Here is a 22,697-nt window from a genome sequence, read left to right as displayed (position 1 = left end):
CGCTTCGGGCAAAAATTTTAAAAAAATCAAAATCTACCGAGAGCTTTCTACCCAAATATATTTACAACGAGGGTACTCTGCTGATTAGATTGATAGATTTTAATAATGGCGGATAATCAAAAAACTTATAAAATGTCGTCGCGTTTGTCTTCGGTTACTTTAAGCAATACCAATTCAATGTTGCGTTGCGATTTTTCAAGCACTTTAAACTCGTATTCGTTAAATACCACGGTGTCGCCTACTTCGGGGATGGCGCCGTAAATCACGTTTAATAATCCGCCTACCGTTTCATAATCTTCGCCTTCGGGTAAAGGATAAGGTAAAAAGTCGTTGGCATCCAGAATCGAAGCAGCCGTGCTCACGCGGTATTCAAAGTCGTTGAGCTTTTGCACCACCGGAATTTCTTCATCATACTCATCCTGAATTTCGCCCACGAGTTCTTCCATGATATCTTCCATGGTAACCAAACCCGAAACGCCGCCAAACTCATCCGATACTATGGCCATGTGCATGTGGGTGCGTTGGAAATGCTGCAGCAAGCGGTGAATTTTTTTGGTTTCGGGCACAAAGTAAGGCGGGCGCATTAATTTACTTAAATTAATGGCTTCGTTGCGCCGGATTACAATTAAAAGATCTTTGACGTACAACACGCCCACAATATTATCGATGGTTTCTTTGTAAATCGGAATCCGGGAATAACCTTCGTTAAAAACCATGTCCAGAATTTTATCTTCCGGGGCATCTACATCTAAAGCGGCCAGTTTGGTGCGGGGCACCATAATTTGCTTTACCATGCGGTCGTTAAACTGAAACACGTTTTCCATTAATTCGTGCTGCGAATCCTGAATGGCGCCGCTTTCCTTGCTTTGCTCAAACAACAAACGCAATTCTTCCGACGAATGAACTTCGGAGCCGTGGATGGGCGTAATGCCGAAAGCCCGCAAAATTAAATTGGAGAAACCGTTTAAAAACCAGATGGCCGGCCGGAAAATAAAATAAAATACCCGCAACGGAATAGATACCGCTAAACTGGTAGCCTCGGAGCGCTGAATGGCCAAGGATTTAGGCGCTAACTCCCCGAACACAATGTGCAGAATGGTAATTACGGCAAACGCAATGGGAATGGCAATGCTGTGCGCCAAGGCTTCGTCGCCCTGAAAACCGGCCCACACCATAATGTTAATAACAATACTGGCTACTACTTTTTCGCCAATCCAACCCAAGCCCAAACTAGCCAGCGTAATACCTAACTGGGTAGCCGATAAATAAGCATCCAGATTGTTAATCATGACCAGGGCCACTTTTGCCAAGGTATTGCCGGTTTGGGCGCGTAGCTCCATTTGAGAGGCGCGCACTTTTACAATCGCAAACTCGGCGGCAACAAAAAAACCATTAAGTAAAACCAAAAGAATTGTAAGCAGAATATCAGCTATCATAGTCGGGCAGCGGAACCGCACGGGCGGCTTGGTACAATATTGTTCAAATATACAGGTCTGGCAGAAGTATCAAAGGAAATAACAGAACTTGTACGCGGAATATCCAGCAGAGATGTACGCGCCAGGTTTTATTTTGATACTTGATCAGGAGTTGCCATATCAAATATCAAGCACGATTAACCAAACCAAACCCATCCGGACAAATTGACAAAGCAAGAAGGTGATTTCTGCCCGTAATGATTTCTTTTCTTTATACCCATATCTGTCGTCTATCGCGAGCGTCCACGCTCGTGATGATTATCGTCCGGCCTCTGGCCGGTTAGAACTTGCCGGTTGATTGGCTTTTAAATTCTGTTTATCCGTTCGCCCGGCCAGAGGCCTACCAGATAGTAGACACGAGCGGGACGCTCGCGCCAGCATTTTAAAAATTTAATTTTTTTAAAATTTTACCAGTCAGCGATGCAACAAGAAGCTTTAGCCAGGTGCAGAAAGTGACGCTAAACTGTTCGAGCGGTCAGCGAGTTTTTAGCGTCTTGATTTTTTTGGTTCTTTTTGTGTCAAGACAAAAAGAACAGAACCTCAGCTATGAAACAACTTCACTTTATAATCATAGGCAATGCAGCGGCTATGCGAACAAGAACTTTTTTTGAATTAACAACTTGCACTGCTCTGTAAGTCACGGAAGTAAATCTGCGCCATAGTGAATGGGCTACTAGTATTAACCGATAAGGGATTATAACGAATTTTTAAAAACGGTATTTCATGGAAAACTTAATAACATAAACCCGGCTGCTGATAAACCAACGGAATGGTGTTATCGGGTGGGTTTTGGGCTGGATTACAGTGATAACCCAGAATAGGAAAGGAGAATTTCTTTTGCAAGGCCATTAAATCCAGGTAATACGCGTGGCCTTTATTTTCGGGATTAAACGAAATGTCGTGATACACGGTAGTGGGGGCACTGCGGCAGTGTAGCCAGGTAATGAAACAAATAAGTACAGTCTCCTAGATCGCCGGAGTAAACCAAACGCTCACCAGCTTCTTCCAGAATAAAACTGTAGGTTTGAAAGCCTGCAGAGTGCCGGTTAATAGTATCGAGGTAGGTAAGTCCGTCTATTTCGGAAATTGGTTTAAAATTAACGTACAAATTAACTTCTTTGAGTTGAATATTTAAAAACTGAACAATCTGCTGGCGAAAAGTTTCGGTTTGGTACAAGATTACCGGCCGTTTGCCATTGCCGTAAAAAAAGCAGTGCAGCAGAATATTTGCGAGGCTGCCGCAATGGTCGTTGTGCAGGTGCGTGAGTAAAATATAATCTAGCTGGTTCCAAAAGCCCAGTTCCATTAATTTGGGATAAACCGTAAAACCCGCATCCAGAAGCAGCGTTTTTTGCTTAAAGGTTATAATGGCGGCAGAGTTGCCGTAGGCGGGCTCAAAGGCCCCACCCGTACCCAGAAATTTTATTTGCATAATTGTAGAAAGCAAGCGTTTGTCCTGGTTAACGTAAACCGGTGCTGCCAAGATACTGTAGTCTTAACTTTCTGGCGGTTAGTACGTTTGTTTGGGGGTAACTATTTAAAAAATGAACCCGGCGAACGAGCAATTAAGCCCCGAAGAGAAAACCTGGCAAACCCACGAAGCGCTTAACGAACTATACGGCGTGCTGGACTTGCGCAAACCCCGGCGCGAACCCATCCATGAGCTTATTTCTACCATGTTGTCGCACCGCACTACTCACGCCAACGAAGAAACGGCGTATTACCGCATGCGCGAACTATATCCCACCTGGCCCGAAGTAATGACGGCTCCCATCGAAGATTTAACCCAAGCCCTGCAAACGGCCCAGTACCCCGGCCCTAAAGCCATTAACATTCAAAAAACCTTACGCTTGATTCAGGAAAAAGCCCCGGATTTTTCGCTGCGCTTTCTGGAGGAAATGCCAGTAGAGGAAGCTATGACCTGGCTCATGGATTTGCCGGGGGTAGGTTTAAAAACGGCCACTTTGCTTTTATTGTTTAACTTTCATAAGCCGGTGTTGCCTGTGGATACCCACGTTTTCCGGGTGAGCCAGCGGGTTGGTTTAATTGGTGCTAAAGTAACCGCCGAAAAAGCACACACCATTTTGCTGGATATGCTGCCCAAAGATGCGCCGGTATTGTTTAACTTTCATAAACATTTATACTGGCACGGCCAGCGCATTTGCACCTGGAAAGCTCCCAAATGCCAGGAGTGTCCGCTCTGCCCCATCTGCAATTATTGTCAGGAAGTACGACAGAAAGGCATAGACAAGAAAAAGAAAACGTAAATTTTTAAAAAATTTTACCAAACAGGAGTTAAATTAAGAAACCTGTCTTGCGAACCGGTGCTGGCAGTACGATTAAAAAAGTAAATTTAAAAAGCTAAATACCTTTTTGGATTCCGGAACTTCGTGTTACCTTTAAACGCAAACTATCTTAACTGCTTTCTCCTTGCTCCCATTACTTTTCTTATTGTTGTTTTGCGTGCTGGTGCAGGCGGGTTATACTTTTTATTATTTTTATTCTTTAGTTCATTACACTACTCCCGAGCTAGGTACCAAACAAGTACCGGTTTCTATTATTATCAGCGCGCATAACGAGTACCAGAATTTACAGCAGCTTATACCGGCTTTGCTGGCCCAGGATTATCCGGAGTTCGAGATTGTTTTAATCAACGACCGTTCTACCGACGAATCGGCGGATTTAATGCGGCATTACCAGGCGCAGGATGCCCGCATCCGGGTGGTTACCGTTTACGAAACGCCCGCCGATTTTAATTCAAAAAAATACGCTTTAACGCTGGGCATCCGGGTGGCCCGTTACGACAACCTGCTGTTAACCGATGCCGATTGTAAACCATTGACGGATAAGTGGATTGATGCCATGCAGGCGGGTTTTACCACTGGCGCCGAAATCATTTTGGGGTATTCGCCGTATTTAAAGCTGCCCGGTTTTCTCAACTATTTAATCCGGTATGAAACTTTGCTGACGGCAATTCAGTATTTATCATTTTCCTTAAAAAATAATGCCTATATGGCCGTTGGCCGAAACGTAGCCTACACTAAAAAATGTTTTTATCAAACCAAGGGATTTGCCTCTCACATAAAATTTTTAGGGGGCGATGATGATTTATTTGTGCAAAACGCCGTGGCGCACAGCTCCCCAGCCATAGCGATTAGTAAAAATGCGCAAACGGTAAGTGTACCCAAGCAAACCTATTCGGAGTGGATTACCCAGAAAAGGCGGCACATGCGCGTGGGCCTGCAGTATAAATGGTCGGACCGGCTGCGGATCGGAATTTTTATGCTTTCGAACATTATTTTTTATATAATTTGGATAGTTATGCTGTTATTGCAGCAATATTTATGGCTGCTTGGCATACTTTTTTTTGTGCGCGGTATCGTTCTTTTAACGGCGTATGCGCGTATTGCCCGAAAACTAAATGAAAAGCTGTCGGTTATAGGTATGGTTGTCCTGGATGCGGCTTATTTTTTGCATTACCTTTTTCTGGGCGTTTCTGTTGTATTGTTTAAAAAAGTAAGATGGAAGTAAATAAGCAATTTTCTGCGAAAGCAAAACACGATTTTAAACTGATTCAGTCAGCGGTAGAAGATGGGGACGAAAAAGCCTACGCCGAACTGATGAGTATTTATAAAAAACCCGTGTACCACGTGGTTTTAAAAATGGTGCGTAACCCCGACGATGCCGAAGATTTAACCATTGAAGCTTTTGCCAAAGCGTTCCGGAACCTGCATAAATTTAACCCGGAGTATGCTTTTAGTACCTGGCTTTTCCGGATTGCCACCAACAACTGCATTGATTTTATCCGGAAAAATAAAATCAAAACCATGAGCATCGACTCGGCCATTAAAATTGATAATGGCGACGAAATAAACATTGATTTTAAAGATACCAACCTGACACCGCAGGAAAACGCGATCAAAAATCAAAAAATTGAAATTATGCAGTTTGTAGTGGCAAAACTGCCCGATAAGTACCAACGCTTAGTAACCTTGCGCTACTTCGATGAGTTATCGTACGAAGAAATAGCCACCGAGCTAAACGCACCCTTGGGAACGGTAAAAGCCCAATTACACCGCGCTCGCGAGTTACTGTACGACATGATTAAAAACAAAAAACACCTGATTTAAGAATTAGAAATTATGAATTAGAAATTAGAAATTTCTGGTTCATAATAGTTTAAGAACCCTGGCCTTGGCTGGGGTTTTTGCGTTTATAGGATATCAAATTTAAAAAAAATCGAGTATTTGGAAAATGCCTTAGTTAAGCTAAATCCCAGAATATAATTTCTAATTTTGAATTTCTAATTTTTAATTTTTTTAAAGAGTGGATATTATCAAGCATTATTTCCCGGAAGCAAACGAGCACCAGTTAAGCCAGTTTAACCAACTGGAAACTTTATTGCGGGAGTGGAATTCGAAAATAAACGTGATTTCGCGGAAAGATACCGAAGCTATTGCGGTGCATCATATTTTGCACGCGCTGGGTATTGCTAAAGTAGTGCAGTTTCCGGCGGGTTCGGCGGTGTTAGATGTGGGTACCGGGGGCGGTTTGCCTGGTTTGCCTTTGGCCATTCTGTTTCCGGAGGTAAAATTCCACTTAATCGACTCTATTGGTAAAAAAATCCACGTGGTGCAAAGCATTGCTGAAGCATTACACTTAAGCAACGTAAAAGCTACCCACATCCGCGCCGAACAGGTTCCGGAAAAATACGACTTTATCGTGAGCCGCGCGGTTACCCGCTTGGCCGCTTTCCACCCCTGGATTAGAACCAGCTATAAAAAAGACCCCGCGCCCAACCACGGGCTCTATTACCTGAAAGGCGGCGACCTAACCGAAGAAATTGCCGAGTCGGGTTTAGTAACCCAAGTTTTCGAGTTAAAAAACTACTTTACCGAGGAGTTCTTCGAAACCAAGAAGGTGGTATTTGTACCCGTTACGCATTAGTTTTTTAAATTTTTAAAATTTCCGGAGTTTTGGATAAAGATGAACGGCAAGAGTTAATAAAGCAACTAGAGTCTGCTAATCCGAGGAACAAGGCTTACTTCGGAATATTTCAGTACGGAGGAGGATCTGACGAGAGCTATATAAAAGCCAATGTACAAGGTTTAGAGCTTTTTGCCGCCACTATGCTTAAAGCAGTTTCACAATTTGATCAGGCTTGTGCGAAGAACGAAACCATTGATATCGCTCAATATACAGATGATTGGGTTAACAAAGATAGTACTACTTCTATTGATTACATTGAGCCAATTCTGGAAGAAATAGAAAAACCTAAGTTAGAGTACAAGCAAACTACGTTAGATAAGCTGGTACCAATGGGTTGTTTTTCAGTACTTATTCTGGCTGTTATTTCCGGTATTGTTGGATTTGTAACTATTGTAAACTGGTTTCTATCGTTGTATAATCAGAGTCAATAAATTGGTTTAAGTTTATTTTAGTAATCGGGTTCAAAATTTGCGGTTTTCGCAATAGAAAATTCCCTCGCCCGCTTAATCTGATTTAACCATTTCCAGAAACAGAGTTTTTTAGCAAATTTAATTGTAAGCAACTTTAAAGAATAACTTACTATTAACGACAAAAGCTTTAGCACTAATACGATGAAAGAAGTGGTTATTGTGGAATTTCCCTCGAACCTGGGCTTAAAAGAACCTACACCGGGCAAAGAGCCCGGCGTTAAAAAATTGCCGGGTTGGCTAAAGCAACATGGGTTTCACGAAAAGCTCAATCCCCGACAAGTTTATCAATTACCTGCCCCCACTTATAACAATTTGCCCGATGCCGAAACAGGTGTTTTAAATATTACGGGCTTACAACAATACGCCCAGGAACAAGCTAATTTATTTGAGTCGATTTTTCAGAAGCAAGATTTTCCGGTGGTACTGGGCGGCGATTGCAGCATTTTGCTGGGCAGTGCATTGGCGTTAAAACAACAAGGAAATTACGCCTTGTTTTACCTCGATGGCCACACGGATTTTATGGAACCAGGGCTTTCCGGCACCGGTGGTGTAGGGGGTATGGCGGCGGCCATGGTAGCGGGTTATGGCCCGCAGAAGCTAACACAAATTAATAATTTAGGCCCGTACATTCCGGAAGAACTTGTTTGGTGCGTGGGTAACCGCGAGTACGATGCGGAATACGAAAAAGCTATTGAGGATTCCCGGGCCACTTATATTAGTTTAGCGAAATTGCGCGAGATGGGTATAACCAACTGCGTAGCTGCATTTTTTAAAAAATTAGAAATTGCCAAAACCGATGGTTTCTGGTTACACCTGGACGTGGATGTGCTGGATGATGCCGTAATGCCCGCCGTGGACAGTCGAACGCCGGATGGTTTAAGTTACCCGGAATTAGATCGTTTGCTTACACCCTTAATAGCCAGTAACAAACTGGCTGGTTTACAAATAACCATTCTGGATCCGGATTTAGATCCTACTGGGCAATATACCCAGGAATTTGTCGCCAACTTTACTGCTATCTTTAACCAGGCCCGCAAAGCTATGGTTTAAGCAGCGGAATTATTTTAAAATTACGTAGAAGGTATTTACGTGAAACCAACTTTCGGCGGCAAGGCATCTCCCGGCAATTATTACCAGCCAGCGAACAATGGCTCCGGCAAAAAGGCTGCACCCAAATTGATTCCGATATGCAGCTAAACAATACGATAAGCTACCATTTCCATATCCGTATGGGTTTTAAAGAAGCAGCCCAGTTAATTGCTTTTATCAAAGATTTAGACTAACAGCTATTTTGTATTTAAGATTTAACCAATACCTAACGTCTATTTGCCTACTTGCCGCGAAAACACGCAATAGAAACTTTCTTTTCTGAATTTTTAAATTTTTTAAATTCCCAAACCATTTAAAGGGCTTCGTAAAGTAACAAAAGGAATGCTACCTACTAAGTGGGGGTATAAGCTCCCTTCCTCAGTTTAGGAAGGGGCAGGATGGTTGTTTTTTCATTAAAGCTACCCGTATCATTAAAATGTATTTTGCCTAGGTATTTATTCTATATAAAAATTAAAAAACTCTATTTCTAACTCTTCATTTTAGCGTATTCCGGGCTAAGCCAAATAAATTTTTAAGCTTCTGGAGGTGCTATTTTTAAGCCATTAACTGGTAAATAATAAGCCGCAATTTCTTACAAATATTCCTCTATTCTATTTTTTAATTTATTAATAAACCAGCCTAATTATTTTAAATTATGTGAGTTAAAATAAATCTGTTTAAACAAAAAGAAAATGTCTTTCTGAATTGTTATAAAACTGAAAAGGAGTATGCTACAGATTTACTTCAGATTTACCTACTACTTTAAAGCTTTAATATTTAAGATTATTAACAACTATGAAAAAACGTTTATTCCTTTTGCCTTTTTTAACACTGGCATGTGGCGTGCAGCTGGCATTAGGGCAAAATCCGGGGGGGGCACCCAGCACCAATCGCCCGGCGGGTAACCCGGGGGCCGTTGGTTCGCTGGCTCCAAAAGGAAATAGTAAAATTACGGGTACCGTACTGGATGCAGCCAATCAGCAGCCCGTTGCTTTTGCCACTATTACCTTAAATAATCCGGCTTCCGGCAAACCGCTGGATGGCGCTTTGGCCGATGATAAAGGTAAATTCACGATCTCTAACATTGGCAGCGGTACTTACCAAATCGTTATCACCTTTATCGGTTACGAAACCCGCACCCTGAACGATGTACGCGTGGGCGGCAATGATGTGAACCTGGGAGAAATTAAAATTAATACCAGCACGCAAACCTTAAAAGAGGTAACCATTGAGGCGCAACGGGCCATGATCGAAGAAAAAGTGGACCGTACCGTATACAACGCCGAAAACGACCAAACCAATCGCGGCGGCGATGCTACCGATGTTTTGCGCAAAGTGCCCATGCTATCCGTAGATTTAGACGGCAACGTATCCATGCGGGGTAGCCAGAACATTAAAGTTTTAATTAACAATAAGCCTTCTACCATTGCGGCCAGCAGCGTATCCGATGCATTAAAGCAAATACCCGCCGATATGATTAAATCCGTAGAGGTAATTACGTCGCCCTCGGCCCGTTACGACGCCGAAGGTTCTGCGGGGATTATCAACATTGTTACTAAAAAGAATAATTTATCGGGCTTTTCTTTAAACGTAGATGGCAGCGCCGGTTTGCGGGGTTCTAATTTGGGTTTGCGCGGCTCATACCGCAAAGGCAAAATGGGCTTTTCGCTGGGTGGCTTTGGCCGGGGCATGTATAACGTAAAAGGCGATTTTATTAACCGGCAAACCAGTATTTTTAACGATGCGGCTACCGGTTCCGAAATCCGGAACTTAACCGAGCAAAGCTCTTCTACCCGCAACCGCAACATGTTTGGCCGCTACACCCTGGGCTGGGATTACGATATCAACAAAAACAACTTCTTAACGGCTTCGGTGATGTTTGGCGTGCGTAACGGCCGGCAGTTCCAGGATTTTTTGCGTACCAACACGTACCGCAACGCTACGTTGTTTAACAGCATTCTGGAAGACAGCGAAACCAAAGATAATTCCAACAACGTGGATGTGAGTTTAAACTACACTCACACTTTTGCCAAACCGCAGCAGGAATTAAACATTCTTACGCTTTTTAGCCGGAATAACCGGAACAACGACTTTATCCGGGATTCTCTGGATTTGGATTCGAATTTGATTTTACACCGGTTAAAAAACGATAACACCAGCTTTAACCAGGAATCAACCATTCAGATTGATTACCAGAACCCGATTGGTAAAATGCAGATGGTGGAGTTCGGGGGAAAAATTATCAGCCGTAAGGTTACCAGTGATTACGATTCTTACACTGCCGACGGGGAAAATAGTCCGTTTGTGCCTCTGCTAAATCAGCAGTTCGCCAACGTTTTTGATTATAACCAGAATATTTCGGGGGCTTATTCGTCGTATACCTTAACCACACCTAAAAACTACAGCTTAAAAGCCGGCGCCCGTTACGAGTACACTACTATTGATGCTAAATTTAAAAATGGATCTAACGGCGAACGCGATATTCCGTCGTATGGCAGTTTAGTGCCCAGCGTAAACTTATCGAAAAAGTTAAAAAGCGGAAATACCCTGAAATTAGCTTATAACCGCCGCATCCAGCGCCCATCGTTGCAGTTTTTAAACCCCAACGTGCAAAGCGCCAACGCCCGTAACATTACCGTGGGTAACCCTGATTTGCGGCCTGAGTTTACCAATAACTTTGAATTAGGGTATAATACCTACATCAAAAGTACTTTTTTAACTTTTTCTACTTTTTTCCGGAACACCAATAACTCCATCCAAAGTGTGCGGGAACCGGTGCGGCCGGGCTCCGATACCATCCGGACTACTTTTGCCAATATTGGCCAGGAAGATGCCTACGGTTTTGGGGTATTTGGAAACGTAAACCTGTCGAATAAACTTTCTTTGAACGGCGGTACCGATGTATATTACGCCGTTTTGGATAACAACATTTCGGACCCCCGGTTAGCAGCCAGTAACCAAGGCTGGGTAGCCAGTGTGCGGGCTATGGGTTCTTACAATTTCGCTAAAGACTGGGGCTTGCAATTATTTGGTTTCTACCGTGGGCGGCAAGTGCAGTTGCAGGGCTACCAGGGTGGTTTCGGGATCTATTCCTTAAGCATTAAAAAAGACCTGAAAGATAAAAAAGGCAGCATTGGTATTGGAGCCGAAAACTTCTTTACCCGTTCTATTAAAATGAACAACAAATCGGGATCGCCTACTTTTACCCAACGTAGCACCAATACCATGTACAATACCAGCGTGAAGGTAAACTTTAGTTACCGGATTGGTAAAATGAACATGCAGGATCAACCCCGTCGCCGGCGCAAATCTATTACCAACGACGATTTGAAAGAAGGCGGTGAAGGCGGCGGTGGCGGTCAGGATGCTGGCGGTGCACCAGCCGGTGGTGGCGGTGGGGCAGCTCCCGGCGGAGCCGCACCAGGTAATGGCGGCGGGTTAGCTCCCCGCGGTGGTGGCGCTCCCGGTCAGCGGCCAGCAGGCGGACAAGCTCCGGGTGCCGGTAGGGCGCCGGATCAGCAGCGCCCAGGTGGCGCACCAGGTCAGTTTGCTCCTGGTCAGGCACCAGCCCAACCCGGTATGGCACCAACCAACCCGCTAAATAACGCTCCGGTGCAAACTCCGGCTCAACCCGCCGATTCTTTGCAGCCTGCCGTACCAAGCGATTCGTTAAATAAAGTTCCGGCGCCGGTTCCTACAGATTCTTTGCAGCGGGCGCCCGTTACTACTCCGGCTACAAATCCGGTGCCGGCGGCTCCTAATCAACCGGCTAAAAATGAATAGACCGCTTATTAGAAGAAAATAATTAAAGAAAAGCCGGGCAGTTTAGGTCTGGCTTTTCTTTTTTAAATAATTTTAAAAATCCAATCCTAGGAAATCTTTCGTACTTGTTCCGGTTGTTGCTTTAAATACATCCTAAACTATTTAAACTTTCCGATTACATGTTTGCCATTAACCAGTACATTACAAATTTTCCTGCTGTTTTCGACCTCTCCCTGGAAACAAATCCCTGGGAAATAACTAAAAACTTGCCTGCCAGCTTACCCGATATTATTGCGAAGTTAAACTCCGATTACGAAATAAAAGACAACGTAGCCATCCATATAACAGCCGTTGTAGAAAGCAGCGCGGTAATTAAAGCGCCCGCCATCATTGGCGAAAAATGCTTTGTGGGTGGCAATGCTTATGTAAGAGGCGGCGTTTACCTAGACACTGGCGTAAGCATTGGTACCGGATGTGAAATTAAATCCAGCATAATTTTAAAAAATAGTGCCATTGCCCATTTTAATTTTATCGGCGACAGCATTGTGGGGCAACAGGTTAATTTTGAAGCCGGTTCTATTACGGCTAACCACCACAACGACCGGTCGGATAAGCGGATTTTTGTTTTTTATAATAACGCGGTTCTGGAAACCAATTCGCACAAGTTCGGCGCTTTAGTAGGCGACTTCTCTAAAATTGGCGCTAATGCGGTTTTATCGCCGGGCACGCTATTGCTGCCCCACACTATTGTCCGGAGATTAGAATTAGTAGAGCAGGTTTTTTAAAATTAGTAGATATTGTAAGGTAAAAATGCTGCGTTACCAAATTAAACAACCTGACGAGTTACAACCTATTGAAATCCGGACCATCCTGCATTACTGGGAAGTAGATGAGTGGCAGCAGTTAAGTGAATCGGAATTTAAAAATAAATTTGCTCAATCGGAGTTTCATTTACTCACCAACGAAAATTTTAAAATCTTGGCGGTGGCTCGCCTTAATTTTGATTTTAGTATAAAAGTGCAAGACCAGTTTTATAAATTGGTTGAGCTAGTAGGTTTAGTAGCCATGGAAAAACGCCGGGGCTACGGCAAAAAGTTAATAGAAAACCTGGTAGCCAACGTAAAAGCCAGAAACCTGCAAACTATTAGTTTTTGCGAAATGGTAAACCGACCTTTTTACCAAAGTTGCCAGTTACCTATGCTGCTAAACCAAGCAAAACAATTGCGCGAACCCACTGGAGCGGAGTGGCTGGTACCCGAGGATGATGATTTGTTAATTGTCCATTTATCCGAGGAACACACTCAAATTTTAAAAAATCTAAGTCCGGAGAACCTGGGCTATCTGGTATTAGGTAATTGATTAGATTCCTCCGGAAAGACGTAGATAAGGTAATATGGCTTATTCCGAACTTCTGATAAAGTATTTAAAAAAACGAAAAGCCGGCTGAATAAAACTTATATCCAGCCGGCTTTTTACTTTCTATGACGCCGGTATGCCTTTTTACAATAATTAAATTTTAAAAAATTTACCAGTTTAGGGTTGCGGAATTTGGACCTGTAAAATATTGCCGGGTTCTTTCTTGCCTTCGTTCGAGATAAATAAATCACCTTCGGGGCTAAAGGCTAAACCTTCGGGCTGCGCAAAATCACCGGAACTTAAATGCAGTAACCGCTTTATTTTACCGCTGCTATCCATAATCAGCAATTTAGGTTTAGTGGCTTCGGTTACGTATATATCGCCGGTTCGCGGATGAATGTTTATCTCGGAAGGCTGTATAATGGTGTTTTCTTTCTTGGCTTTTACTTCTGCAAAAGCTGGGTCGCGCAGGTTAATTTTATAAACCGGATTGGGGTTTAATTTTTTACTCTGTAAATCAAAAGCGTAAATGCCTTTGTAACCTGGGTTGTTGGGTTCGCTGCCTTTAATGGCCAGCAACAAACGGTTATGCTTTTTATCGTAGCACAAGCCTTCTACGTTTTGTTTGGCGGTTAAAGCAGTAGCGTAGGTTTTTACGGGCAAGGAGTTATTACCTAACAAGTCAGGAATTTCAAAAATATTTCCATCGCTGCGAACTACGTAGGCGGCTTTACCGGCTACTGCAATGCCCTCGTAATCGCCGGCCCCGGCAAAATCTACTTCTTCTTCTATGGTTTTGGTAGCGGTATTATAAATAAACACAATGCCGGCTTCGTCTTGCACGCAGGCAAACCGGTTAGGGCCCAGGTACGCAATCCCCGACACTTCTTTTAATACGGCGGGCAAATCCCATTTATTTGTTATTTTAACATCGGCTGCTCGTTCTTCTTTTTTCGCTTTTTTCTTTTTGTCTTTGTCTTGTTTATCGTCGGCTTTAGAAGTATTGTCGCAGAATACCAATCCGAAAGAAAGAAGGAGCAGCAAAAGAGAAACAGGTACTTTTTTCATAGGCGTAGTTAAGAGCGCAAAATAGTAAGGTGTACAATAATTACTTATGCGGCGGCAAACAAGGCTACCGTCGGTTTTGTTAGTTTATAACCCCGAAATCAAAAAATGGTTGCTTTTAACTTTATCTAAAGCCCGGATACAGCAATTTTTAAATGGCATTGGTGAGTAATTGATTGAGTTCAATTTTTTTAAATACAGTTGATGCAACAAACAAAATCCCCTGGCTAATAGCTAAGCCAGGGGATTGTAAATTTTAAAAATTACAGCCTTTATTGATTGCTGGGCGATTTTTTTAAAAAATTAATATTCTAGTTCGTCCATTTCTTCTGGTTGCGATAAACTGGCGGCCAGCACACTGGTGGCGCCCAACGCCAGAAAAGTATTCCGGGCTTTTTCGTTATCGGCAAAATTAAATACCCAGGGAGCGCTCATGGTAAACAAGCCCACGGCAAAATCCAGGGCTAAATGCGCCTTAAACGGAATTAACTTAAAAGCGCCCCATTCGGCCCGGGTCATCAGGCTGGTCATTAAAATACCGCCGCTCATAACGCGGCACAACGTGGTGGCGGTTTTTTCTTCGGTAAAACCTACGGCTTCGGGGGCAGCGGCAATGGCCGGAATATAGCTGTAATCGGCAAAGCCATGCATTTGCCGGGTGATTGGTTGTTTCATAGTTTATTTATTTTAAGTGGTGAATACATTATAGGTTTAGCTTTTTAATCTTGCTTTAAAGAGATTTTTAAAAATTCTTATTTTTAAGAACTACTGGATGTTGCTAAAAGCTTTCTTTAACTCGTCGGTGGCAAATTTTTGGGCATCCCGGGCTTGCGGTACTACTGGAGCCATGCCAAAAAACTCGTGCGTTACGCCGTTATACACTTTAGCACTAACATCAACTCCGGCATTTTGCAACTTAGTGGCGTATTGTTGTCCTTCGCTCAGCAAAGGATCTATTTCGGCATTAATGATGGTGGCCGAAGGTAAACCAACCAGTTCCGGCGCGTCTACCAGCGAAATCCAAGGGCTATCACCTAAAAATGGGCTGGATACATACTGCGCAAAAAACCACTCCATTAAAGGTTTGCTTAAAGGCTTGGCGTTGGCGTATTGATTGTAAGACGGGCTGTTGGTATCGTTGTTGGCGATGGGGTAAACCAGTAGCTGGTGCACCGGTAAATCCACCCCATTATCCAAGGCCATCATACAAACGGCGGCGGCTAAGTTACCGCCCGCACTTTCGCCGGCTACGGCAATTTTATCTGGGTCAATGTTTAAGGTAGCGGCATTTTTCATCACCCACTTGTAAGCCGCAAAAGCATCTTCGTGAGCCGTCGGGAATTTCTTCTCGGGCGCTTTGCGGTATTCCACCGAAACCACTACAGCTCCGGCTTGTTCGGCTAAGGCGCGGGCCGAGGCATCGTAGGTGTTAATGGTAGCAATTACCCAGCCACCGCCGTGGTAATACACAATACCGGGCAGCTCGCCCGTTGCATTTTTAGGTTTATAACTGCGCACGTGAATACTGCCTCCGGAAACCGGCACCGAATAGCCCATAGTATCTACCTGCGAGGGCGGCATGGGGATGTTGTTTTCCTGCATTACGGCCATTACGGCGTCAGTAGCTGTGGGCGCCTGGCGGGCTTGCTGCGGCGTAAGCGTGTTTAAGGCCTTACCACCACTAAGTTCGTCGAGTTTTTCAATTACCCGCAACATTTCGGGGGCAATGGTTGGTCCCCACTCGGGTTTTGGCCCTTTGGGCGCAATGCCGGTATCGGATTCATCATCGTCCTGGCAAGAAGTTAAGGAAAGCGTTAAACCCACTAAGGCCAGGGTACCCAGCCGGCGCCAGGCTTTGCCCCACCACAAATTTTTAAAAAAAGTAACAAAAGGGATAACAGGAAATGTACTTTGTTTGGTTGTTGGTAACATCATTTTTTAAATAAGCTCGTGTATTAAACGAATATTTTTAGCTTACTTGTACCTTACAGCGGAGGAAAGGTTACCAACCGCGCGGAAAGTAGTAGTTATACGGAGGGTATGATATCCGTAAATTTGCTAGCTATGAATACTAACAGCCGCTAATAGATGGGAAATAAAAAATTACAGAGATTTACTTTATTCAGGTAGTAAATTTTAAAAAGCAGTGCATCTGCAGGATCACATAGGCACTAAAATAGCTATTGTTTTAAACAGCAGGAGAGTAGGAAATGGAGAGGATTGTTTGGAAGAATTGGTAAAAAGAAGTAAATTAAATATATCCGGTAAGTTTTAAAACCTGCCGGGTTTACGCGCGCTGGTATAAAACAAGCCAGTAAATCTAATTTTTAAAAATTGGATTTACTGGCTTGTTTCGGAATGCTTCTGTCGTAAAAAATAAACTATCGGGCAAGCAGCAGTTTAGAAGTGTGCATTTTATCGGGTGCCTGCACCCGCAAAAGGTACAAGCCGCTGGCCCGGTAACTTTCGGGCAGCCACTCCCACGTTTGCTCCCGACCAGCTTCTACCGGACCTTGATACAAATGGGCTACTATTTTGCCTTCGCTGCTATATACCTGCACCGAAATAATCTGTGTTTGAGTGGGGGTATAATGGATAATTACTTTATCCCGGAAAGGGTTGGGATAAGTGCGAAACGTTTTTATTTCTTCAATTTCAGTGGCGGTGCGGGTAGCCACCAACGGATTAGTTAATAAATCAGGCGCAGTTTGCAGGAGCCAGTAATCGGTGTTGCCGAGATTAGCCGTAGTCTTGTCGCCGCTTTTACCCGAGTTAGAGCGCCCGGCTAATACATACCCACCTTTGCTTAAAGGCCAGATAGCGCGCAGTTCGTCTTCCTGGTTGCCGCCGTACCGTTGGTCGTATTGCCGGATGCCCGCAGCATCGGTTTTAATTAACCAAAAATCGGTTTTCCCCTGACTATTCTGGCTTTTATCCCCGCTGATGCCCGAATCGGAACTGCCGCCCAGCACATATCCTTTATCCGGTGTTTCTTTTAAAGCCCACGCTAACTCTGTACCGGTGCCGCCAAAACGTTTATCCCACAGCTTCGCCCCGGTTGCGCTGTTTACTTTTAAAAGCCAGTAATCTTCTTTTCCCTGACTGGCCTGGCTTTTATCGCCACCTTTGCCTGAAGCCGAAGTGCCGGCTAATACATAATTATTATCCGAAGCATGAATTAAAGCGGTGAGCTTATCTTGACCGGCCCCGCCGTATCGTTTCTCCCACAAAAGAGTACCTGTATCGTCGATTTCGAGTAACCAGTAATCCCAGCTACCACGCGATCTATGCGAAACCTGCCCGCTGATACCGGAATTGGTACTGCCTCCTAAAATTATTTTACCCGAATTAGTAACCACTAAAGCTTCCAGTTCTTCATCGGCTGTGCCACCGTAACGCCGATCCCAAACCTTGGTGCCATTGGGTTTAATGCGCACGATCCAGAAATCTTTTTGGCCCTGGCTGTTTTCCGTTTTATCGCCGTCAGCCGGCGAGTCGCTGTAGCCACCCAGCAAGTAATCGCCGTTGGGTAAGGTGGCCAGCGCCCGGATGTCTTCAAAACCGCTGCCACCGTAACGTTTATCCCATTGCTTGGTTCCCTGGCTGTTTACTTTTACAATCCAGTAATCGCGGCTGCCCCGCGAACTTTGGCTTTTGTTTCCATCCTGGCCCGAATCAGAACTGCCGCCCAGTAAATAACCCCCGTCGGCGGTAGGTATAATGGCATTCAGGTAATCGTTGGCGGAGCCACCGTAGCGTTTATCCCAAATTTTTTGGCCATTGGCCTCGGTTTTTATTAACCAAAAATCGTTAGCTCCAAAGCTGGTCTGGCTTTTGGTGCCATCCTGGCTCGATAACGAGAAACCGCCCAATAAGTAGCCATCTCTGGTAGGTAAAACGGTCATTAATCTTTCGCGGTTGGTACCCCCGTAGCCAGCATCCCAGGTAAGCTTACCTGGCGCTGCTTTATCCTGGATTTGCAGTAACCAATAATCGTAGTTACCGCGGCTGGCTTGAGTTTTATCTGTACTTATGCCGGACCCCGATGAACCACCAATGATGTATTTGTTTTCCGGAGCCGGCAGAATTTTAATCAAGTCATCGTAGTTTTCGCCCCCGTAGGTTTTTTCGTCTACTTTACTGCCATTGCTGTTTACTTTTACTAACCAAAAATCCTGTAAACCCCGGCTGGGCTCATTTTTATCAAAACCTTTATCGGAATAAGTAGTGCCGCCCAGTAAGTAACCGTTGTCGTTCGTCTCTGCTAAGGCCCGCAAATAATCGTGGTTCTGGCCACCGTAGGTTTTATCCCAGATTTTTTTACCAATGGCATCAATTTTTAAAACCCAGTAATCTACGTACGATTCAGCTAAATTTTTCTCTGATTTTTCGCCGCTAATCCCCGAAACAGAACTGCCGCCCACCAAATAACCGCCATCGGAGGTGGCAATCACGGTACTTAAATCGTCGCTGCTGTTGCCGCCGTACGTTTTATCCCAGAGCCGGTTACCTTGCGAATCAATTTTAATAATCCAGTAATCCCGGAAGCCCTGGTTAGCTTCGCTTTTATCGGTGCTGGTACCAGACCAGCTACTGCCAGCCAGCAAATAATTACCATCTGGGGTGGGTATTAGATCGCGCAGCATATCGTTGCCAGTTAGTGGGGTATTGTTTATGGCGCTGCCCCCGTAGGCTTTGTCCCAGATTTTATTTCCCCGGGCATTTATTTTAATAACCCAGTAATCTTCGCCTCCTTTTGCCTGGGTTTTTTCAGCGCCAATACCACTAGCGGAAGTGCCAGCCAAAAGAAAACCACCATCTGGCGTTGCTACTACTTTTTCTAATAAATCGCCGCCGTAGTCGGGATCGTTGCCCTGGCCACCAAAAGTTCTATCCCATACTTGTTGCCCGTTTGCATTAATCTTAACGATCCAGTAATCGTAGGTATTGGCATTGCCGCGGTTTGCCCCGGTTTTATCGCCGCTAATGCCCGACGAAGAATAGCCACCCAGCAGATAGCCGCCATCTGTGGTAACAGTTATATCTTTTAAATAATCGGCACCCGTACCCCCAAAAGTTTTATCCCAGATTTTTATGCCGGCTTTATCAATTTTTATTATCCAATAGTCGTAGTCGTTACTTTTATTGTTCTGGCTTTTTTCTCCGCCTTTATTTGATAAGGATACGCCGCCGAGCAGGTAACCTCCATCCGGGGTGGCAATCATGGCAGATAGATTATCGTGCGAAGGACCGCCTAAAGTAACATCCCATTTTTTTAAAAAATTAGTTACCAGAAACGTTTGAATAACATCCGGCGCCGGCAGATAGGTTTGGTTACCAGCTTGGCTGGCTTTAACGGTTACAACGCCAGAACCGGTTAAGGTTACTACATTATTTTTAATGGTAGCCGGCCCGGAAACAATAGTAATTTTAACAGGCAATCTAGAAGTTGAACCAGCAGTAAGGGCAAATGGGGCGTCTCCGGTTTTTTTAGTGGGAATGGGATCGAAAGTTACTTTTTGGCCTAATTTATTTAGTTCTTTAATGTTTATGAGCCAGTAATCATCGCCGCCCCGGCTTTTTTCTGATTTGTATGCCCCGGGCGGAGAGCTAGACGTACCCGCTAATACGTAACCTTCCGGTGATTTTACCAACGCAGCTAACCGATCAGATTGGGTTCCTCCATAAACTTTATCCCAAAGTATTTTACCTGATTTATTTATTTTAATAATCCAATAATCAAAACCGCTGTACGAAACGTTGGGGGTTATAGGGCCTAACTGGCCTTCGCTTTTTTCAAAGCCAACATCCGAATTAGAATAGCCGCCTAACAGAAAACCACCGTCTTTGGTTGGGGTTACATCTGTGAGGTAATCGTTATTGTTTCCCCCGTAGGTTTTATCCCAGAGTCTATTGCCATTCGCATCTACTTTTAACAACCAGTAATCTTCGGCCCCCCGCGAAGAATCTGATTTAACATCATTCGCCTCGGATTCTGAGCTTCCGCTTAGTAGAAAACCGCCATCCGCAGTAACAGTTACGGATTCTAAAATATCGTTTCCTGTTTCGCTACCGATAGTTAAGTAAAGTTGTCGCCAGAGTTCTTTGCCTGTGTCCGTTATTTTCGCAAGAGCATAATAACCGCTTGCATCAACCCCCAGTACATAATTGCCATCCCGGGTACGCACAATCTCTTTCATAAAATTATGGCCTCCCAGGTTAAAAGTTTTATCCCAGATCTTAGTGCCGTTTGCTTGAATTCTAATGACCCAGGCATCGTATTCTCCTTTTGGAGTTGCGCTTTTATCGCCGCTTTTGCCGGAATCAGAGCTTCCTCCCAGTAGGTATCCGCCGCCTAAAACCGGAACCAGGGTATACAACCGATCATATTCTGAGCCGCCAAAGGTTTTATCCCATTGTTTATTGCCATTGTTATCAATTTTTACAATCCAGTAATCGCTTCCGCCCCGGCTGCTTTCACTTTTATCGCCACTTTTGCCGGAGTAAGACGTGCCGCCCAACAGAAAACCCCCATCCGGCGTAGTAATTATTTTTTCGAGTTCGTCTTTGTTGTTTCCGCCAAAGGTTTTATCCCATACTTTCTGCCCTTTACTATCTACTTTTACTACCCAGTAATCTTTTCTTTTTTCCAGATCCGAAGCCCGGCCATTGCGACTGTAGTCCGTTTTATCCCCGGATTTCCCCGAGATAGAAGTTCCTCCCATTAAGTAGCCGCCATCCGGCGTAGCCAACGCGCTTGTCAGGTTATCTTGTTGGTTGCCGCCCAGGGTTTTGTCCCACACTTTGGTTTGGGCCCAGGAACTATTGGCAAAGTAAACCGTGAAAAGAAGGAAAAATACCCAGCGCAACCACCCGGGCGCGCGGTAAACTGTTGATTGAAAAGCGTGAGCCGGAAGTAATTTTGTTTTCATAGCAGGTACGTTAACTTTTAGGGGATTTGGAAATGGTAAAATTTTAAAAAATTAATTTTTGCGACCGGCCCTCCCGGAAACTCTGGGGTTAATTGCGCGGTAAATTCAAAAATAGGAATGCAATGGCCAGAAAAATAGCCTTTATACCATGCTATTGCCCCGAAACTCTTTATCGAAAATAGAATCGCATAAATTTGCATTATATATTACTGCAATTTATTGAAAATCAAACAATAAAATACATAATAAAGGCGCTATTTTATTTCTGTAAAAGTGTGTGTAATGGGGTAAGTTGTGCGGGCAAACTTTTCTTTTGGAGTAGGGGTATCGAAGGAAAACCGAACTAGATATACTAGTTGCAGCATTAAAACAAAAAGCCCTTGCAAGTTTGTGTCCATACAAGTGCTTAGTTATTACGGAGCTTTAGTTACACTATTGGTAACACTAAATAAAAAAATCCGCTGCAAATATTTAATTTACAGCGGATTCGTTTAATTCAAGTGCTCCCGAAGGGATTCGAACCCCTATCATTGGTACCGGAAACCAACATTCTATCCATTGAACTACGGAAGCAGGTTAAATGGTGGCACAAAATTAAAAAATATTCCGTAGGAACAAAAATGATTTTGCAATTGGGCGCTTTTTTTAAAAAAAACTTCTCTAATCAAGCATTTGTTGCCAGTTCCACGGTAATGCCGTCTTTATCGGTTACCTGTATTTTATTACCAGCAATTGTTTTAACCAGATAGTCTGCGTCCTGCAGGCGGGTTGTTACTTGGTGCAGCGTAAGGGCATCGGGTACCTGAATTTGAAAAGAAGCCAGGCCGGTAGCCTGGGGGTTACGGGGCAGCGTTGCCCGGCTGCGCCAGGTATTTAGGCCCAGGTGGTGATGGTAACCGCCGGCCGCGACAAACAAAGCTCCCGGATAAGATTGCTGCGTAATGGCAAAACCCAGTAACTCATGATAAAAAGTACGGGCCAGGTTTAAATTGCTTACCTGTAAATGCACGTGGCCAATACAGGTACCCACAGGTAAGCCGGTCCAGGGTTTATCCGGAACCGGTACTTCTTGCTGCAAACTTTCCACATCTACGGGGTCGGTGGTCATTTGTACCTGGCCATTTTGGATGGGCCAGGTAGACCGGGGGCGGTCCGCATAAATTTCAATCCCGTTCTGGTCCGGATCGGCGAGGTAAATCGCCTCGCTCACCCGGTGGTCGCCGAGGCCTTGCAAGGGCCAGTTGCTAGCCCTGAAATGCTGCCACCAGCGCGCTAACTCTAAACGATTGGGCAACAAGTAGGCTACATGAAACAAACCCGGCTGCTGGGCACTTTGCCGGGGTGCGGTTACATCTTGTTCCAGGATTAACAAAGCCGGTTCCTGGCCGGTAGCCGATAAATAAGCGGCGTTTGCATGCTGACGGATGACTTTTAACCCGATTACCTGTTCGTAAAATTGGGTAAGCGCCGGCAACCGGTGGGTGCGCAACGTTACCTGGGCAATACTGGTGGTATCTGGTAGCACAAAAGGATCCATAAGGGGCGCAGTTTACAAATAA

General features: G+C 44.4%; 19 protein-coding genes and 1 tRNA gene. 10 read left to right on the top strand and 10 right to left on the bottom strand.

The window, feature by feature from the left end:
• Positions 1-125: 125 nt before the first annotated feature.
• From HUW51_RS02070 to HUW51_RS02065, 3 genes are all read right to left on the bottom strand, one after another.
• The gene (locus tag HUW51_RS02070) at positions 126-1,436 is read right to left on the bottom strand and encodes a hemolysin family protein (RefSeq protein ID WP_185272339.1); all 1,311 of its coding nucleotides are present in this window, start codon (positions 1,434-1,436) and stop codon (positions 126-128) included.
• A gap of 771 nt (positions 1,437-2,207) precedes the next feature.
• On the bottom strand, positions 2,208-2,384 hold the full coding sequence (locus HUW51_RS24495; protein ID WP_228466907.1) for a hypothetical protein: 177 nt from the start codon (positions 2,382-2,384) through the stop codon (positions 2,208-2,210).
• Entirely contained in the window at positions 2,362-2,907 is a 546-nt protein-coding gene (locus HUW51_RS02065; RefSeq protein WP_228466906.1) for an MBL fold metallo-hydrolase, read from the bottom strand. The genes HUW51_RS24495 and HUW51_RS02065 overlap by 23 nt, the downstream gene beginning before the upstream one ends.
• 112 nt (positions 2,908-3,019) lie before the next feature.
• Between HUW51_RS02065 and HUW51_RS02060 the strand changes: the two genes are divergently transcribed.
• From HUW51_RS02060 to HUW51_RS02015, 10 genes are all read left to right on the top strand, one after another.
• Positions 3,020-3,742, top strand: a complete 723-nt coding sequence (locus HUW51_RS02060) for an endonuclease III domain-containing protein (RefSeq protein WP_185272338.1) — start codon at positions 3,020-3,022, stop codon at positions 3,740-3,742.
• A gap of 163 nt (positions 3,743-3,905) precedes the next feature.
• Positions 3,906-5,006 (top strand): glycosyltransferase, encoded by a 1,101-nt coding sequence (locus HUW51_RS02055; protein ID WP_185272337.1) that lies wholly within the window; start codon positions 3,906-3,908, stop codon positions 5,004-5,006.
• Positions 4,997-5,605 (top strand): RNA polymerase sigma factor, encoded by a 609-nt coding sequence (locus HUW51_RS02050; RefSeq protein WP_106929905.1) that lies wholly within the window; start codon positions 4,997-4,999, stop codon positions 5,603-5,605. The genes HUW51_RS02055 and HUW51_RS02050 overlap by 10 nt, the downstream gene beginning before the upstream one ends.
• Positions 5,606-5,801: 196 nt before the next feature.
• Positions 5,802-6,422, top strand: coding sequence for a 16S rRNA (guanine(527)-N(7))-methyltransferase RsmG (gene rsmG, locus HUW51_RS02045; protein ID WP_185272336.1), 621 nt, complete (start codon positions 5,802-5,804; stop codon positions 6,420-6,422).
• Between the two features lie 29 nt (positions 6,423-6,451).
• Entirely contained in the window at positions 6,452-6,895 is a 444-nt protein-coding gene (locus tag HUW51_RS02040; RefSeq protein ID WP_185272335.1) for a hypothetical protein, read from the top strand.
• Between the two features lie 180 nt (positions 6,896-7,075).
• On the top strand, positions 7,076-7,984 hold the full coding sequence (locus HUW51_RS02035) for an arginase family protein (RefSeq protein WP_185272334.1): 909 nt from the start codon (positions 7,076-7,078) through the stop codon (positions 7,982-7,984).
• Positions 7,985-7,992: 8 nt separating this feature from the next.
• A complete protein-coding gene (locus tag HUW51_RS24910) occupies positions 7,993-8,217 on the top strand; it encodes a GNAT family N-acetyltransferase (protein WP_185274403.1) in 225 nt (74 codons plus the stop codon).
• 601 nt (positions 8,218-8,818) lie between these two features.
• A complete protein-coding gene (locus HUW51_RS02025; RefSeq protein ID WP_185272333.1) occupies positions 8,819-11,806 on the top strand; it encodes an outer membrane beta-barrel family protein in 2,988 nt (995 codons plus the stop codon).
• 158 nt (positions 11,807-11,964) lie between these two features.
• Positions 11,965-12,570 carry a DapH/DapD/GlmU-related protein gene (locus tag HUW51_RS02020; RefSeq protein WP_185272332.1) on the top strand — a complete coding sequence of 202 codons (606 nt, stop codon included), beginning with the start codon at positions 11,965-11,967 and terminating at the stop codon, positions 12,568-12,570.
• 25 nt (positions 12,571-12,595) lie between these two features.
• Entirely contained in the window at positions 12,596-13,144 is a 549-nt protein-coding gene (locus tag HUW51_RS02015) for a hypothetical protein (RefSeq protein WP_185272331.1), read from the top strand.
• 174 nt (positions 13,145-13,318) lie between these two features.
• Here the strand turns inward: HUW51_RS02015 and HUW51_RS02010 are convergent, their stop codons facing one another.
• The 7 genes from HUW51_RS02010 to HUW51_RS01980 all read right to left on the bottom strand — a co-directional run bounded on the left by HUW51_RS02010 (position 13,319) and on the right by HUW51_RS01980 (position 22,675).
• Positions 13,319-14,209 carry an SdiA-regulated domain-containing protein gene (locus HUW51_RS02010; protein ID WP_185272330.1) on the bottom strand — a complete coding sequence of 297 codons (891 nt, stop codon included), beginning with the start codon at positions 14,207-14,209 and terminating at the stop codon, positions 13,319-13,321.
• Between the two features lie 300 nt (positions 14,210-14,509).
• A complete protein-coding gene (locus HUW51_RS02005) occupies positions 14,510-14,881 on the bottom strand; it encodes an SPW repeat domain-containing protein (RefSeq protein ID WP_185272329.1) in 372 nt (123 codons plus the stop codon).
• Positions 14,882-14,971: 90 nt separating this feature from the next.
• On the bottom strand, positions 14,972-16,141 hold the full coding sequence (locus tag HUW51_RS02000; RefSeq protein ID WP_228466904.1) for an alpha/beta hydrolase: 1,170 nt from the start codon (positions 16,139-16,141) through the stop codon (positions 14,972-14,974).
• 446 nt (positions 16,142-16,587) lie between these two features.
• The gene (locus HUW51_RS01995; RefSeq protein ID WP_185272328.1) at positions 16,588-21,138 is read right to left on the bottom strand and encodes a T9SS type A sorting domain-containing protein; all 4,551 of its coding nucleotides are present in this window, start codon (positions 21,136-21,138) and stop codon (positions 16,588-16,590) included.
• Between the two features lie 254 nt (positions 21,139-21,392).
• Positions 21,393-21,536, bottom strand: coding sequence for a hypothetical protein (locus HUW51_RS01990; RefSeq protein WP_185272327.1), 144 nt, complete (start codon positions 21,534-21,536; stop codon positions 21,393-21,395).
• Positions 21,537-21,639: 103 nt separating this feature from the next.
• A tRNA-Arg gene (locus HUW51_RS01985) sits at positions 21,640-21,711 on the bottom strand.
• Positions 21,712-21,802: 91 nt separating this feature from the next.
• Positions 21,803-22,675: a VOC family protein gene (locus tag HUW51_RS01980; protein ID WP_185272326.1), complete on the bottom strand. Its 873-nt coding sequence runs from the start codon at positions 22,673-22,675 to the stop codon at positions 21,803-21,805.
• Between the last annotated feature and the right edge of the window lie 22 nt (positions 22,676-22,697).

It is taken from the genome of Adhaeribacter swui (genome assembly GCF_014217805.1).
Classification (GTDB): domain Bacteria; phylum Bacteroidota; class Bacteroidia; order Cytophagales; family Hymenobacteraceae; genus Adhaeribacter; species Adhaeribacter swui.
The sequence above is the reverse complement of the archived record's forward strand: the minus strand, read 5'-3'. Positions and strand labels throughout refer to the sequence as shown.